13 protein-coding genes and 1 tRNA gene are annotated in these 13653 nt (G+C 69.6%); 3 read left to right on the top strand and 11 right to left on the bottom strand.

Annotated features, from left to right (window positions below; all coding sequences use genetic code 11):
• Positions 1-55 precede the first annotated feature (55 nt).
• The 4 genes from ACZ7M7_RS06400 to ACZ7M7_RS06385 all read right to left on the bottom strand — a co-directional run bounded on the left by ACZ7M7_RS06400 (position 56) and on the right by ACZ7M7_RS06385 (position 4888).
• Positions 56-1474: a GH1 family beta-glucosidase gene (locus tag ACZ7M7_RS06400; RefSeq protein WP_472113966.1), complete on the bottom strand. Its 1419-nt coding sequence runs from the start codon at positions 1472-1474 to the stop codon at positions 56-58.
• A gap of 164 nt (positions 1475-1638) precedes the next feature.
• Positions 1639-2541: a carbohydrate ABC transporter permease gene (locus ACZ7M7_RS06395; protein WP_383609065.1), complete on the bottom strand. Its 903-nt coding sequence runs from the start codon at positions 2539-2541 to the stop codon at positions 1639-1641.
• Positions 2538-3566 (bottom strand): carbohydrate ABC transporter permease, encoded by a 1029-nt coding sequence (locus ACZ7M7_RS06390; protein ID WP_472113302.1) that lies wholly within the window; start codon positions 3564-3566, stop codon positions 2538-2540. The genes ACZ7M7_RS06395 and ACZ7M7_RS06390 overlap by 4 nt, the downstream gene beginning before the upstream one ends.
• A complete protein-coding gene (locus tag ACZ7M7_RS06385; RefSeq protein ID WP_472113300.1) occupies positions 3563-4888 on the bottom strand; it encodes an ABC transporter substrate-binding protein in 1326 nt (441 codons plus the stop codon). Before ACZ7M7_RS06385 ends, ACZ7M7_RS06390 begins: the two co-directional genes overlap by 4 nt.
• A gap of 337 nt (positions 4889-5225) precedes the next feature.
• On the opposite strand from ACZ7M7_RS06385, the gene ACZ7M7_RS06380 reads away from it, so the two are divergent.
• Positions 5226-6281, top strand: coding sequence for a LacI family DNA-binding transcriptional regulator (locus ACZ7M7_RS06380; RefSeq protein ID WP_472113298.1), 1056 nt, complete (start codon positions 5226-5228; stop codon positions 6279-6281).
• A gap of 60 nt (positions 6282-6341) precedes the next feature.
• Here the strand turns inward: ACZ7M7_RS06380 and ACZ7M7_RS06375 are convergent, their stop codons facing one another.
• The 5 genes from ACZ7M7_RS06375 to ACZ7M7_RS06355 form a co-directional block, all read right to left on the bottom strand.
• On the bottom strand, positions 6342-6830 hold the full coding sequence (locus tag ACZ7M7_RS06375; RefSeq protein ID WP_472113963.1) for a GNAT family N-acetyltransferase: 489 nt from the start codon (positions 6828-6830) through the stop codon (positions 6342-6344).
• 131 nt (positions 6831-6961) lie between these two features.
• Positions 6962-7034 (bottom strand) — tRNA-His (locus ACZ7M7_RS06370).
• A gap of 127 nt (positions 7035-7161) precedes the next feature.
• Positions 7162-7764 (bottom strand): oligoribonuclease, encoded by a 603-nt coding sequence (gene orn / locus ACZ7M7_RS06365; protein WP_328427471.1) that lies wholly within the window; start codon positions 7762-7764, stop codon positions 7162-7164.
• 99 nt (positions 7765-7863) lie between these two features.
• Entirely contained in the window at positions 7864-9093 is a 1230-nt protein-coding gene (locus tag ACZ7M7_RS06360; RefSeq protein WP_383609077.1) for a helix-turn-helix domain-containing protein, read from the bottom strand.
• Positions 9094-9470: 377 nt separating this feature from the next.
• A complete protein-coding gene (locus tag ACZ7M7_RS06355) occupies positions 9471-9788 on the bottom strand; it encodes a hypothetical protein (protein ID WP_383609079.1) in 318 nt (105 codons plus the stop codon).
• 347 nt (positions 9789-10135) lie between these two features.
• Between ACZ7M7_RS06355 and ACZ7M7_RS06350 the strand changes: the two genes are divergently transcribed.
• Complete coding sequence (locus ACZ7M7_RS06350) at positions 10136-10663, top strand: universal stress protein (RefSeq protein ID WP_383609082.1); 528 nt, start codon at positions 10136-10138, stop codon at positions 10661-10663.
• 150 nt (positions 10664-10813) lie between these two features.
• Complete coding sequence (locus ACZ7M7_RS06345; RefSeq protein WP_383609085.1) at positions 10814-11380, top strand: GPR1/FUN34/YaaH family transporter; 567 nt, start codon at positions 10814-10816, stop codon at positions 11378-11380.
• Positions 11381-11528: 148 nt separating this feature from the next.
• On the opposite strand, the gene glmS is transcribed toward ACZ7M7_RS06345, so the two are convergent.
• Both glmS and ACZ7M7_RS06335 read right to left on the bottom strand, forming a co-directional pair.
• Entirely contained in the window at positions 11529-13346 is a 1818-nt protein-coding gene (gene glmS, locus ACZ7M7_RS06340) for a glutamine--fructose-6-phosphate transaminase (isomerizing) (RefSeq protein ID WP_383609088.1), read from the bottom strand.
• Between the two features lie 14 nt (positions 13347-13360).
• Positions 13361-13618, bottom strand: a complete 258-nt coding sequence (locus ACZ7M7_RS06335) for a hypothetical protein (protein WP_328427477.1) — start codon at positions 13616-13618, stop codon at positions 13361-13363.
• Between the last annotated feature and the right edge of the window lie 35 nt (positions 13619-13653).

Raw genomic sequence — 13653 nt, 5'->3', positions numbered from 1 at the left:
CCCACAGGGGCACGCCCCGGCCGGTCTTCCCCCCATCCGGCCGGGGCGGATCCGTCTAGATCTCCGGTTCCACCGCCGGCAACGTCCCGGTCCGAGCAGCTTCCCCGTACCAGTACGCACTGGACTTCGGCGTCCGGGCGAGCGTCGAGTAGTCGACGTACACCGCCCCGAACCGCTTGCTGTACCCGTACGCCCACTCGAAGTTGTCCATCAGGGACCACAGGTAGTAGCCGCGGACGTCGGCGCCGTCGGCGATCGCGCGGCGGACCGCGGAGAGGTGGCCGTGGAGGTAGGCGACGCGCTCGGGGTCGTGGACGCGGCCGTCGGGGTCGGGCTTGTCGTCGTAGGCCGCGCCGTTCTCGGTGATGTAGAGGGGCAGGCCCGGGGCCTCCCGGGAGTAGCGCATGATCAGCTCGTGCAGGCCGGTCGGGTCGATGGTCCAGCCCATCTCCGTGCGGTCACCGGGAGTCTGGTGGAACAGCACGTCGTCCGCCCCCGGCCACGGCGAGTGCGCGCTCGCCCCGTGGCCGTCCGCCCGCGGGCCGCTGACGTCCGTCTCGGCCGCCGACACCAGCGCCGGGGTGTAGTAGTTCAGACCCAGGGCGTCCAGCGGCTGGTGGATCGCCGCGAGGTCGCCGTCCAGGACGTACGACCAGTCCGTCACCGGCTCCGTCGCCGCGTAGAGCGTCTCGGGGTAGACGCCGTGCAGGATCGGGCCGTGGAAGATCCCGTTGGCCAGGTCCTCGATCTTCCGGGCCGCCACCAGGTCCGCCGGGTCCTGCGAAAGCGGCCGGACCACGGAGGAGTTGAGGCTGAGCGCCACCGTGTTGCGGGCCGGCATCACCGTACGCAGGACCGAGGTGCCCAGACCGTGCGCGAGGTTGAGATGGTGGGCCGCGCGCAGGGAGGCCTCCGGTTCCGTACGGCCCGGCGCGTGCACGCCCGACCCGTAGCCCAGGAACGCGCTGCACCACGGCTCGTTCAGCGTGATCCACTGCTCCACGCGGTCGCCGAGCGCCTCGCCGACGATGTGCGCGTACTCGGCGAACCGGTACGCCGTGTCGCGCTCCGGCCAGCCGCCCGCGTCCTCCAGCTCCTGCGGCAGATCCCAGTGGTAGAGGGTGACGGCCGGCTTGATGCCGTGGGCGAGCAGCTCGTCCACCAGCCGGCGGTAGAAGTCCAGGCCCCGCTGGACCGCCGGGCCCCGGCCCGTGGGCTGCACGCGCGACCAGGAGATCGAGAAGCGGTACGCGGTGAGGCCGAGCTCGGCCATCAGCGCCACGTCGTCGCGGTAGCGGTGGTAGTGGTCGACAGCGATGTCACCGTGCTCGCCGCCGGCGGTCCGTCCCGGCGTATGGCTGAAGGTGTCCCAGATCGACGGGGTACGGCCGTCCTCCCGCACCGCCCCCTCGATCTGGTACGCGGACGTCGCGGCGCCCCAGAGGAAGGCGGGCGGAAACGACACGGAGGTCATGGGCTCAGGCATGGAAGCGCTCCCATAGGGGGTCGTGGAGACCGACGGGTAGAAGGGGAGTAGGAGGGGAGGGGGATGAGGGAAGAGGGGCCGAGGGGGAGAGGGGCCGAGGCGGCAATGACCCGGCCCCAAGCGACGTACCGGAAAGGCGATGTGACCGGGCGTCAGCCCTTGATCGCGCCCTGCATGATGCCGCCCACGATCTGCTTGCCGAACAGCAGGAAGGCGATCAGCAGCGGCAGCGTGCCGAGCAGGGCGCCCGCCATGATCACCGCTTGATCGGGGACATAGCCGGTGCCGAGGGAGTTGAGGGCGACCTGCACGGTCGGGTTCTCCTGGTTCAGGGCGATGATCGGCCACAGGAAGTCGTTCCAGGCGAACACGAAGGTCAGCAGTCCGAGGACCGCCATCGCGGGCCGGGCGGCCGGGAACACCACGTGCCAGACGACCCGCAGACTGCTCGCGCCGTCCACCCGAGCCGCCTCGATCAGCTCGCTCGGCAGCGCCTGCACCAGGTACTGCCGCATGAAGAACGTACCGAAGGCCGTGCACAGCGTCGGCAGGATGACCGTCTGGAGCTGGTTCGACCAGCCGAGGTCCGCCATCCACAGATAGAGGGGTACGACCGCCAGCTGCGGCGGGATCATCATGGTGCCGATCGTCAGCAGCAGCAGGACGCCGGAGAACCGGAAGCGGAGCTTGGCGAAGGCGAAGCCGGCCAGCGTGGCGAACAGCACCGTGCTGATGGTGATCGTGCCGGCGACGAACATGGTGTTGAACATCGCCTTTCCGAGCCCGGCCTCCTCCCACGCCCGGTCCATGTTCTTGAACAGGTTCCCGCCGAACCACAGCGGCGGCGGCGTCTCCGCGAGCCGCCGGTCCGTGCGCGAGGCCGCGATCGCCGTCCACACCAGCGGGGCCAGCGAGACGAGTGCGAAGACGGCCAGGACGACGTAGGTGAGCGGGCCGGCGTGCAGCTGCTTGCCCGCACCCATCACGCGGGGGCTCCGGGGCTGTCGTACCTTCTGCGTCGCTGCCTGAGGAGTCGTCAGTTCACTTGTTGTCATTGGGACTTCCTCAGCCGTCGGGTCACCAGCAGTTGGATCACGGCGACGATCAGCAGGATCAAGAACATCGACCAGGCGATCGCGGACGCCTTGCCGAGGTTGCCGATGATCCAGCCCTGGTCGTACATGTACAGACCGAGCGTCTGGTACTGGTGCTCGGAGCCGCCCTTCGAGCCGCTCACCCCGCCGAACAGCAGGGGCTCACCGAAGAGCTGGGTCGCGCCGATCGTCGAGACGACGACCGTGAACAGGATCGTCGGCCGCAGCTGCGGGATCGTCACATGGATGAACTGCTGCCAGCGGTTGGCGCCGTCGATGGCCGCCGACTCGTACAGGTCGGCCGGGATCGCCTGCATGGCGGCGAGATAGATCAGCGCGTTGTAGCCGGTCCAGCGCCAGATCACGATCGAGGAGACCGCGAACTGCGAACCCCAGTCGGACTCACGCCAGTTGACCGGGTCGATGCCGACGAACTCCAGCAGCCAGTTGATCATGCCGCCGTCCCAGGAGTACAGCAGCACGAACACCAGCGTCGCCGCCGCCACCGAGGTGGCGTACGGAGTGAGCATCACGACCCGCCACACCGTCGAGCCGCGCAGCTTGTAGTTGAGCAGGTGCGCCAGGCCGATCGCCATCAGCAGCTGCGGGACCGTGGAGATCACGCCGATGGTGAAGGTGTTCCACAGAGCGTTCCAGAAGAAGTCCGAGGACAGCAGGTTCTGGTAGTTGTCCAGGCCCGCCCAGGACTGGCCGTCCAGGTTCGCCAGTTGCACGTTGTGCAGCGAGTACCAGGCCGTGTAGAGGAGCGGGATCAGCGAGAACGCCCCGAAGACGATGAAGAAGGGGGCGATGAACGCGTACGGCGACGCCTTCATGTCCCAGCGGTACAGCCGGCTCCGCCAGGAAGTGCTCCCCGGCGGCGGCGTACCGCGACCGTGCGCGCGGCCGGCCGCGCCCGGCTGGTCACCGGGCGCGGCGTCGGCGCTCGACGCGGGATGCGCGAGGGCCTCTTTGGAGCTGGTCACTGGCCGAGCACGTCCTTGATCTCCGCGGTGGCGGCGTCCCAGCCCTCGTCGGCGGACTTGCCCTTCTGCTCGACCTGGAGGATGCCGATGTCGGTGATCGCGGTGCCGATCGGCTGGTCCTTGGCGCCCAGGTACTGGGTGGGGATGGTCTCGGCGGAGGCGGAGAAGATCTCGGTGATCGGGGCGTCCGAGAAGTACGCCTGCGTCGCGGTCGCCGGCTTCAGACCGGAGTACGCCGACGGGGTCGACGGGAAGCTGGCCTGCTTGGCGAAGACCTTCGCCTGCTGCTCGGGCGCGGTCAGCCACTGCGCCAGCTTGATGGCCTCCTTCTGGTTCTTGCTCGCCGTCGGCACGCCGACGAACGAACCGCCCCAGTTGGCCGCGGTCGGCGCCGCCGCCACGTCCCACTTGCCCTTGCCCGAGTCACCGGACTTCTCCTGGATGTAACCGATCATCCAGGCCGGGCAGGCCACCGTGGCGAAGGTGCCATTGGCGTAGCCCTGGTCCCACGGCTTGTCGAACTGCTTCAGCTTCGCCGACATGTCGCTGGTCGCCACCTCCATGGCGACGTTCCAGGCCTTCTTCACACCCGCGGACTTGTCCCAGACGACGTTGCCGTCCTTGTCGTAGTACCGCTCGACCTCGCCGCCGAGGGCCGCGTTGTAGACGGAGGAGGCGGAGTCCACGAACTTGGTGCCGCTGGGCGCCTTCTTCATGTACTCCTTGCCGAGGTCGACGTACTTGCCCCAGTCGCCCTTCCACTGCTCGGCGAGCTTGGCGCGGTCGGTCTCCAGACCGGCCTTCTCGAAGAGGTCCTTGCGGTAGCAGATCGCCATGGGTCCGATGTCCGTCCCGAGCCCGATCAGCTTGCCGTCCTTGGTGGTGGCCTGGGCGTTCTTCCAGTCCAGCCACTGGGACTTGTCGGCCTCCTTGCCGAGGTCGACGAACTTGTCGGCCTGCGTCTGCACGGCCTCGGTGATGTTGCCGACCTCGATCGCCTGGATGTCGTCGGTACCGGAACCGGCCTGGAGGCGCGTCAGGGTCTTGGGCCAGTAGACGTCGGTGCGGGTGGTGACGTTCTCCTTGATCGTGATGTCGGGGTTGAGCTTCATGTACTCGTCGTAGAGACCGGCCTGCTTGTAGCCGAAGACACCGAAGGTGCCGATGGTGAGCGTGGTCTTGCCACCTCCGCCGTTGCCTCCCCCGTCGCCCGAAGAGCCGTCGTCCGAGTCCTCGGCGCAGCCGGCGAGCAGCCCTGTCGTCAGCGCGGCTGCGACCGCGAGGGCCATCACCCGGCGGGACCCGCGGGTACTCGTGCGCATTGCGTCCTCCTGTTGCCTGACGTGCCGACCCCCCGGCCAACTGCACTGTTGGGCCCGTTCTTTGTTCTCGCTGCGGCTCGGGCGGGGAACGTGCGGGATGTGTATGAGTCAGGTACTGTGGGAGCGCTCCCACAAGTGATGTGTTGAAGAGTCGTCGGTCCGGGCGGGGGTGTCAAGGGAGCGGACGCGGAGTTCTGCGTTCAGTTATCGGGCCGTTAACTGGACCAAGTTGAGCCCGTCCGGGACCGGGGCCGCCGGCCCCCGGCACGGTCACTCTCCCTGGCAGGACTGTTAAATTCCAGGCCGGCGCAAAGACAACGGCGGGAAGGTGGAGCCCATGGCAACCCACGGAGCGCGGGGCCGGAGCGGCGGTCGGCCCACCCTCGAAGAGGTGGCGGCTCGCGCGGGGGTGGGCCGGGGCACCGTCTCCCGCGTGATCAACGGCTCCCCCCGGGTCAGCGACGCGACCCGCGCGGCGGTGGAAGCGGCGGTGGCGGAGCTCGGCTACGTTCCCAACACCGCGGCCCGCGCCCTGGCGGCGAACCGTACGGACGCGATCGCCCTGGTCGTGCCCGAACCGGAGACCCGCTTCTTCGCGGAACCGTACTTCTCGGACATGCTGAAGGGCGTCGGCGCCGAACTCGCCGACACCGAGATGCAGTTGCTGCTGATCTTCGCGGGCAGCGACAAGGAGAGGCGCCGCCTGGCCCAGTACCTGGCGGCGCACCGCGTCGACGGCGTCCTGCTGGTCTCGGTGCACGCGGACGACCCGCTGCCGGACCTGCTGGCCCAGCTGGAGATCCCGGCCGTGATCAGCGGCCCGCGCTCGGCCGCCGAGACGCTGACGTCGGTGGACTCGGACAACTACGGCGGCGCCCGCTCGGCCGTCGAGCACCTCATGGCCCACGGCCGCAGCCGAATCGCCCACATCACCGGCCGCCTCGACGTCTACGGCGCCCAGCGCCGCGTCGACGGCTACCGCGACGCCCTGCGTGACGCGGGGACCGGCGTGGACGAGCAGCTGATCGAGCCGGGGGACTTCACGGAGGAGGGCGGCCGGCGCGCGATGGAGGCTCTCCTCGCGCGCTGCCCCGACCTGGACGCGGTCTTCGCGGGGTCGGACGTGACGGCGGCCGGCGCCCGCCAGGCCCTGCGCGAGGTGGGCCGCCGTATCCCCGACGACGTCGCCCTCGTCGGCTACGACGACTCCGCCATCGCCCGCCACATGGACCCGCCCCTCACCAGCGTCCGCCAGCCCATCGAGGAGATGGGCCGCCGCATGATCGACCTCCTCCTCACCGAGATCGCGGACCGCCGTCCGGCGGTGTCACGGGGGTTGGAGAGGAGACAGGTGGTGCTGGCCACGGAGCTGGTGGAGCGGGCGTCGTCGTAGCGGGCGCCGCGGGATGTGCGGTGACGTCGCCGGCGTGGCGACGTCCGTGGCGAGGCGACCTCAGGGGCGCAGCACCCGTCGCCATCTGGTCTCGCCGTCCTGCTCCTCGTCCGTCGGGAGCAGCCCCGCGGCCCTGGCCACGGCGGCGGAGGCGAGGTGGTCGGGGTGGATGTGGGCCACGACCGTGCGGACGGGAGGGGCGGTGGCATGTGCGGACCGCTGCCGCAGCCACGCCACCAGCCCTTGCGCCGCCTCGCGGGCGTACCCGCGCCCCTGCCACCGGGTGCCCACCACCCAGGCGATCTCCGCGGTCGTCTCGCTGATCGTGGCCTGGACCGTGCCGATGAGGCGGGAGTCCGTGCGCAGCTGCAGGACCCAGTTGCACCAGGTGACGGACGGGTCCGGGGAGCCGACGACCAGGCGTTCGTACCGGGTGCGCAGGGCTTCGGGTGACAGGGGCGAGCCGCCGATGAAGGTGTGCAGGGCCGGGTCGGACAGGGCCGGGGCCAGTTCCGCCGCGTGGTCGGCCCGGAGGGGGAGGAGATCCATACGGGGCGTGCGGATCGGTTCGGTCAGCACGGGAGTCCTCTCAACTCGCCTCAGCGTGCCGGGTCCTGTCGGTGCCGCAGAACGCGATCAGCCGGTGACCTCTGTGTCGAGGTCACCGGCTGATCGCTCAGGGTGAGTGACGGGACTCGAACCCGCGGCATCCTGGACCACAACCAGGTGCTCTACCAGCTGAGCTACACCCACCATGACCGGCGATGTCTTCCGTGGAATCCCCGACCGGCCGAGAAAAAGTGTACAGGGTCCGAAGGGGTGCTCGCGCACAGCTTTTCGCGGCGGCCCCGAGAGGCCCCCTCGCACCCCTTCCGGATCCCTACTGAGCAGGCAGAACGTGCTTCGCGGCGATCGACTTCGCGGTGTCCGAGTCGGGGCCGGGCTGCGGTACGAAGACGGCCTCGCGGTAGTAGCGGAGTTCGGCGATGGACTCGCGGATATCGGCGAGGGCGCGGTGGTTGCCGTTCTTCTCGGGGCTGTTGAAGTAGGCGCGCGGGTACCAGCGCCGGGCCAGCTCCTTGACCGACGAGACGTCGACGATCCGGTAGTGGAGGTAGTCCTCCAGCGTCGGCATGTCGCGCAGCAGGAAGCCCCGGTCCGTGCCGACGGAGTTGCCGCACAGCGGGGCCTTGCCGGGTTCCTTCACGTGCTCGCGTACATACGTCAGGACCTGCTCCTCGGCGTCCGCCAGCGTCGTGCCGCCGGCGAGTTCGTCGAGCAGTCCGGACGCGGTGTGCATCTGACGCACCACCTCCGGCATCGTCTCCAGCGCCGCGTCCGGCGGGCGGATGACGATGTCCACTCCCTCGCCGAGGACGTTCAGCTCGGAGTCGGTGACGAGGGCGGCAACCTCGATGAGCGCGTCGTCGGACAGCGAGAGGCCGGTCATCTCGCAGTCGATCCACACCATGCGATCGTTCATGCGACCACCCTAAGGCTGACGTCCGTCTTTGGGTGCCCCGCGTCGCAGTGGGCGTGCATGAAGCCGGACGGGCCGAGATGCCCGTCCGGCGTCATGAGGTCACGCTCCGCTGCGTTGCCCCGGCAGGGTCGCCCGGCCTCCGATGTACAGCTCGCGCCCGTTCTCCGAGGGAGCGTGCGGGCCTACGGGGGCCGGGGTGCGGCGGGTCTGCGGCGGGACCGGGCCGCCCTCCGCGTACGGGCTGGGCGGGGGACCCGAGGGCGCCGCGCCCGGACCGACCGTGGGCTCCGCGTCCGTCTGCCGGTCACTCTGCGGGCGGCGCGCACGGTACGCCGCCCGGTACGCGGCCGGCGACGAGCCGAGCTGGCGGCGGAAGTGACCGCGCAGTGCCACCGGGGAGCGGAAGCCGCAGCGGCCCGCCACCTCGTCCACCGAGTAGTCCGACGTCTCCAGCAGCCGCTGCGCCTGCAGCACCCGCTGGGTGATCAGCCACTGCAGCGGCGCGCTCCCGGTGAGGGAGCGGAAGCGGCGGTCGAAGGTGCGGCGGCTCATGTACGCGCGTGCCGCCAGCGTCTCGACGTCGAACTGCTCGTGCAGGTGCTCCAGCGCCCAGGCGACGACCTCGGCCAGCGGGTCGGCGCCGATCTCCTCTGGTAAAGATCGATCGAGGTAGCGCTCCTGACCGCCGGTCCGGCGCGGCGGGACCACCAGGCGGCGGGCCAGAGCCCCGGCCGCCTCGTTGCCGTGGTCCGTCCGCACGATGTGGAGACAGAGGTCGATGCCGGCCGCCGTGCCCGCCGACGTCAGTACGTCGCCGTCGTCCACGAAGAGTTCTCGCGGATCCACGTGCACCGACGGATAGCGCTTGGCCAGCGTCGGTGCATACATCCAGTGTGTCGTCGCGGGGCGGCCGTCCAGCAGGCCTGCCGCCGCGAGGACGAAGGCGCCGGTGCACAGCCCGACTATGCGGGCGCCTTCCTCGTGCGCTCGGCGCAGGGCGTCGAGCGCATCCTCGGGCGGTGGCGAAGTGATCGAGCGCCAGGCCGGTACGACGACCGTGCCCGCCCTCGAGATCGCCTCCAGGCCATGTGGCGCGGTGAGTTCCAGGCCCCCTGTGGTCCGCAGTGGGCCTTCCTCGCCGCCGCACACAAGCAAGCGGTAGCGCGGCACGCCGGCGTCCTGGCGGTCTATCCCGAACACCGACAGCGGTATGGAACTCTCGAAGATGGGGCCGCCGCTGAACAGCAGCACCGCGACGATCTCCTTGCGGCGTCGCCCGGAAAGCTTCCGGGCCGCGGCTTCCGGCGCGGCAGTGGAGTCGTGGCTCATACTGCTAAGCCCCCCTCGGTGGTCGCGGCTCCTCGGTTGTGTCGCTCCTGCACGTTTCCCCTCGGTCCTGCACGAGTCCCCCGCCGTAGACAGTCAAGATCGAATCTACTGTGTCGCGTCACGCCTGAGTGGCCGGTTCGGCACTCGGTAGATTGTCGACTTGGCAACTTGGCGTGAAGCATTCGATCACGAAGCGTTGCACTCACGGGCCGTGCAGGGAAGTGCGCCTTGTCGCAGTGGCCAATCCACGTAGGGTGCGCAGGGCCCCTGAGGCCCTTTCCGTGCAGGTGGAACGGGGGTTGGGGGGTGTTCTGGACGGGGGATGCATGCGCGCCAGAAGTTGGCTGAAAAGCAGCGTGCCTGTGCGCGGAAACCGGTCAACCGACCGGTGTATTTCCCCCGGTGTGACGTCCGCCTCTATGTGCCCCTGTTCCGGTCCTGTGGTGACGTCCGCGGCGCCGGGGCGTCGGGCCGAACTGTTCCCCGGCCTTCAGGCGTGCCGCGCCGCGTTCCGACTGGCGCAGCAGCAGGCGGCACACGGCCGTGACGGCGGCCAGGCCGAAGGCGGTGCCGGCGGCGCCGGCGAGCGAGGTGCCGTACCAGAGGAGCACCACGGGGACGAGGACGCAGCTGAAGGCCGCCCAGCGGACCACGTCGGTGACGCTGTCCTCGGTGGGTGTGCGGGGTACGGGCATGGGGTGCGTGCTCCCTGGGCTCCCTGGGCGGTGGCTCGTGGTGATCAACGCATGCCCGGGCGGTCGGTCACTGGTACGCGGCCGTCATGACCGCCGACGCAGGTGAACCCTGTGCAAACCGCCTGTACACCGCAGCAACCATTGCGTTACGGGCGCACCCTCGTGCATGCTCCCTGGAACCCGCACCGACCGAGAGCGGGGATCTGGGCTAAGGAGGCGTGCCGCCGTACCCTTGGGGTATGGGGTTGGGAAGACCATTCCCGGACACAGCTCCGCCACACTGCTGCATCCGTCAACGAGCTCCGCTCGCGGGCCCACCCATAAAGGATCAATACGCCGAGACAGCCATGGCCGGTCACGAATTCTTCGAACCCGCGGACCGCAAGCGGCCCGTCGCCGACCCCACGGCGGCCGAGCCCCTGGCGGCGGAACAGCCACGCCATTCCTGCGACCCCGCTTTCAAGCACGGCGTCGTCGTCGGCTTCGACGGCTCCACCTCCAGTGAGCGCGCCCTCGCGTACGCCATCGGTATGGCTCATCGCTCCGGGTCGGCCCTGATCATCGTCCACGTCGCCAACCGGCTGCCCACCACGGTGTGGGCGGGCTGCGAGCCGCCGGTCTTCGTCGACGTGCCGGACCACCGCACCGAGGTGCTCGGCCTCGAACTCGCCTGCGCGGAGTACCTCGCCGAGGTGCCCTGGATCCTCGTCGAGCGCGGCGGGGACATCTGCCACGAGCTCGAAGAGGTCGGGCGGGAGTACGAGGCGGACGCGATCGTCGTCGGTTCCACGCACGGCATCGTCGGACGGCTCTTCGGCTCCGTGGCGGGGCGGCTCGCCAAGCGGGCCAAGCGGCCCGTCGTTGTCATTCCGTAACTCGCCGTTGTCCCAGGTGAGATGAGCCGTTCGGGACGTCGCCCCCCTTCTTGCAATGCGTGAACTTACTCGCGCGTAGAGGTGTTTGTGCCTTTGTGAAGGGCATATATCGCTCACTGCACAACTGCACATGCATGAAGGGAGCCCGCCGTGGACAACGACGTCTCTGCGGGAAGCGGAATAACCACCGTGGTCGGCCGACTCGCCCTCGGTGTCACCCTGTTGGCCTTCGGGCTGGGGTACGCCGATGTGATCGACGGCGTGTCGGCTGCTGACGCCGTATCAATCGCCCAGTACGTGGGCGGCATTGCCCTCTTCGTCGCCGGCCTGATGGCCCTGCGCGACCGTGACTCCGCGAACGGGACCGCGTTCGTGACGCTCGGCGCCCTGTGGTTCACGTGGGCCGTCTCTGCCGACAACCAGGTGTCCGCCAACGCGGCCGGGTTGTTCCTGCTGCTGTTCGCCCTCGTGGCGCTGACGCTGACCCTCGCGGGGGGCGACCAGCTCGGTCAGGCCGCGTACGGGTTGTTCTTCGTGTCCCTGCTGCTCATGGCCATCGCGGGCTTCGCGGACAACGACGGGCTCACCAAGGTGGGCGGCTGGTTCGCCGTCGCCGCGGGTGCGGTGGCCTGGTACGCCGCGACTGCGGCTCTCGCGCACTGGCCGACCGCGCTTCCGCGACGCGCTGCGGGCCGGGGGGTGACGGCCACCGGTTAGCTGCGCCGGCTGGGGGGTTGGGCGGCTCCCCGGCGAATGAGGACGGACCCTCCGTGAATGGTGGCATCACGTGAGGGTCCGTTCCGTTGTGTGGCCTCTGCGGGTGCGTGGGGGCTGATCGCGCAGTTCCCCGCGCCCCTTGGGCCAACTACTCCACCGTTACCGACTTGGCGAGGTTCCTCGGCTTGTCGATGTCCCGGCCCAAGGTCAGGGCCGTGTGGTAGGCGAGGAGTTGGAGGGGGATGCCCATCAGGATGGGGTCCAGTTCGTCCTCGTTCTTGGGGACGACGATCGTCTCGTCGGCCTTTTCCTGGGGCTGGTGGGCCACCGCGAGGATCTTGCCGCTGCGGGCCTTGATCTCCTCCATGGCGGCGCGGTTCTTCTCCAGGAGGTCGTCGTCGGGGACGATCGCGACCGTGGGGAGGGCCGGCTCGATCAGGGCCAGCGGGCCGTGCTTGAGCTCGGAGGCCGGGTAGGCCTCGGCGTGGATGTACGAGACCTCCTTGAGCTTGAGGGATGCCTCGCGGGCGACCGGGTAGCCGCGGACGCGGCCGATGAAGAGCATCGAGCGGGCCTCGGCGTACTGCTGGGCCAGCTTCTCGATCTCGCCCTCCTGCTCCATGATCTCGGCGATCTGGGCGGGCAGCTTGCGCAGGCCCTCGATGATGCGCTTGCCGTCGCGGACCGAGAGGTCGCGGGTGCGGCCCAGGTGCAACGCCAGCAGGGCGAAGGCGACCGTCGTGTTCGTGAAGCACTTCGTCGAGACCACGCAGACCTCGGGGCCGGCGTGCACGTAGATGCCGCCGTCGGCCTCGCGGGCGATCGCGGAGCCGACCACGTTCACGATGCCCAGGACCCGCGCGCCCTTGCGCTTCAGCTCCTGGACGGCGGCGAGGACGTCGTAGGTCTCGCCGGACTGGGAGACTGCGATGTAGAGGGTGTCGGGGTCCACCACGGCGTTGCGGTAGCGGAACTCCGAGGCGGGCTCGGCGTCCGCGGGGATGCGGGCCAGCTCCTCGATCATCTGGCCGCCGATCATGCCCGCGTGGTACGAGGTGCCGCAGCCGAGGATCTTCACGCGGCGGATCTTGCGGGCCTCGCGGGCGTCCAGGTTGAGGCCGCCGAGGTGCACGGTGGAGAAGCGGTCGTCGATGCGGCCGCGCAGGACGCGGTCCACGGCCTCGGCCTGCTCGTGGATCTCCTTGTGCATGTACGTGTCGTGGCCGCCCATGTCGTACGACGCGGCCTCCCACTCGACGGTCGTGGGCTCGGCCGTCGTACGGGTGCCCTCCGTCGTGTACGTGCGGAAGTCGTCGGCCTTGAGGGTGGCCATCTCGCCGTCGTCCAGCGTCACTATCTGCCGGGTGTGGGCGACCAGGGCCGCGATGTCCGAGGCTACGAACATCTCCTTCTCCCCGATGCCGAGGACGACCGGGGAGCCGTTGCGGGCGACGACGATGCGGTCCGGGAAGTCGGCGTGCAGGACCGCGATGCCGTACGTGCCCTCGATGAGGCGCAGCGTCTCGCGGACCTTGTCCTCGAGCTTCTCCGCCTGCGAGCGGGCGATGAGGTGGACGAGGACCTCGGTGTCGGTCTCGGAGAGGAACTCGACGCCGTCCGCCTCCAGCTTGCGGCGCAGGTCGGAGGCGTTGTCGATGATGCCGTTGTGGACGACCGCGACCTTGCCCTCGGCGTCCAGGTGCGGGTGGGCGTTCACGTCGGAGGGGGCTCCGTGGGTGGCCCAGCGGGTGTGGGCGATGCCGGTGGTGCCCTTGAAGCGCGCCGGGACCTTGGCCTCCAGGTCGCGCACCCGGCCCTTGGCCTTGACCATCTTCAGGGCGGGCGCCTTCGGGGAGGAGACGACCACGCCGGCTGAGTCGTAGCCGCGGTACTCCAGACGCTGCAGGCCCTCCAGCAGCAGGGGCGCCACGTCACGCTTCCCGATGTATCCGACGATTCCGCACATATATATAGGTATCCCTAGCCGTAGACGATGCGGCGCAGCTGGCGGAGCGTGAGCTCCGGTGGTGCCACCGCCCGGTATTTCAGGTCCGCCTCGATCCGTTCGAAGATCTCCGCGTTCACCAGGCCCTGGGCCTGCAGCTCGCGGTGGCGGCGACGGACGACCTCCTCGGTCGTCTCGTCGAAGTAGGCGAGCACGTCCTGGATCACCCGCAGTGCCTCGCCCCGGCTGAGGGGCGTGCTGCGGGTCAGGTGATCAACAAGGTCGTCGTGCACTCGGTAGATCCTGGGGTATGGGGGAGCGCTTCGCA

This window comes from Streptomyces sp. NPDC111606 (assembly GCF_055656945.1).
The sequence above is the reverse complement of the archived record's forward strand: the minus strand, read 5'-3'. Positions and strand labels throughout refer to the sequence as shown.

Bases quoted from the DNA above. Each gene is read 5' to 3' on its own strand.
- ACZ7M7_RS06400 (WP_472113966.1), bottom strand. From the start codon at position 1,474: ATGACCTCCGTGTCGTTTCCGCCCGCCTTCCTCTGGGGCGCCGCGACG.
- ACZ7M7_RS06395 (WP_383609065.1), bottom strand. From the start codon at position 2,541: ATGACAACAAGTGAACTGACGACTCCTCAGGCAGCGACGCAGAAGGTA.
- ACZ7M7_RS06385 (WP_472113300.1), bottom strand. From the start codon at position 4,888: ATGCGCACGAGTACCCGCGGGTCCCGCCGGGTGATGGCCCTCGCGGTC.
- ACZ7M7_RS06380 (WP_472113298.1), top strand. From the start codon at position 5,226: ATGGCAACCCACGGAGCGCGGGGCCGGAGCGGCGGTCGGCCCACCCTC.
- ACZ7M7_RS06375 (WP_472113963.1), bottom strand. From the start codon at position 6,830: ATGGATCTCCTCCCCCTCCGGGCCGACCACGCGGCGGAACTGGCCCCG.
- orn (WP_328427471.1), bottom strand. From the start codon at position 7,764: ATGAACGATCGCATGGTGTGGATCGACTGCGAGATGACCGGCCTCTCG.
- ACZ7M7_RS06360 (WP_383609077.1), bottom strand. From the start codon at position 9,093: ATGAGCCACGACTCCACTGCCGCGCCGGAAGCCGCGGCCCGGAAGCTT.
- ACZ7M7_RS06355 (WP_383609079.1), bottom strand. From the start codon at position 9,788: ATGCCCGTACCCCGCACACCCACCGAGGACAGCGTCACCGACGTGGTC.
- ACZ7M7_RS06350 (WP_383609082.1), top strand. From the start codon at position 10,136: ATGGCCGGTCACGAATTCTTCGAACCCGCGGACCGCAAGCGGCCCGTC.
- glmS (WP_383609088.1), bottom strand. From the start codon at position 13,346: ATGTGCGGAATCGTCGGATACATCGGGAAGCGTGACGTGGCGCCCCTG.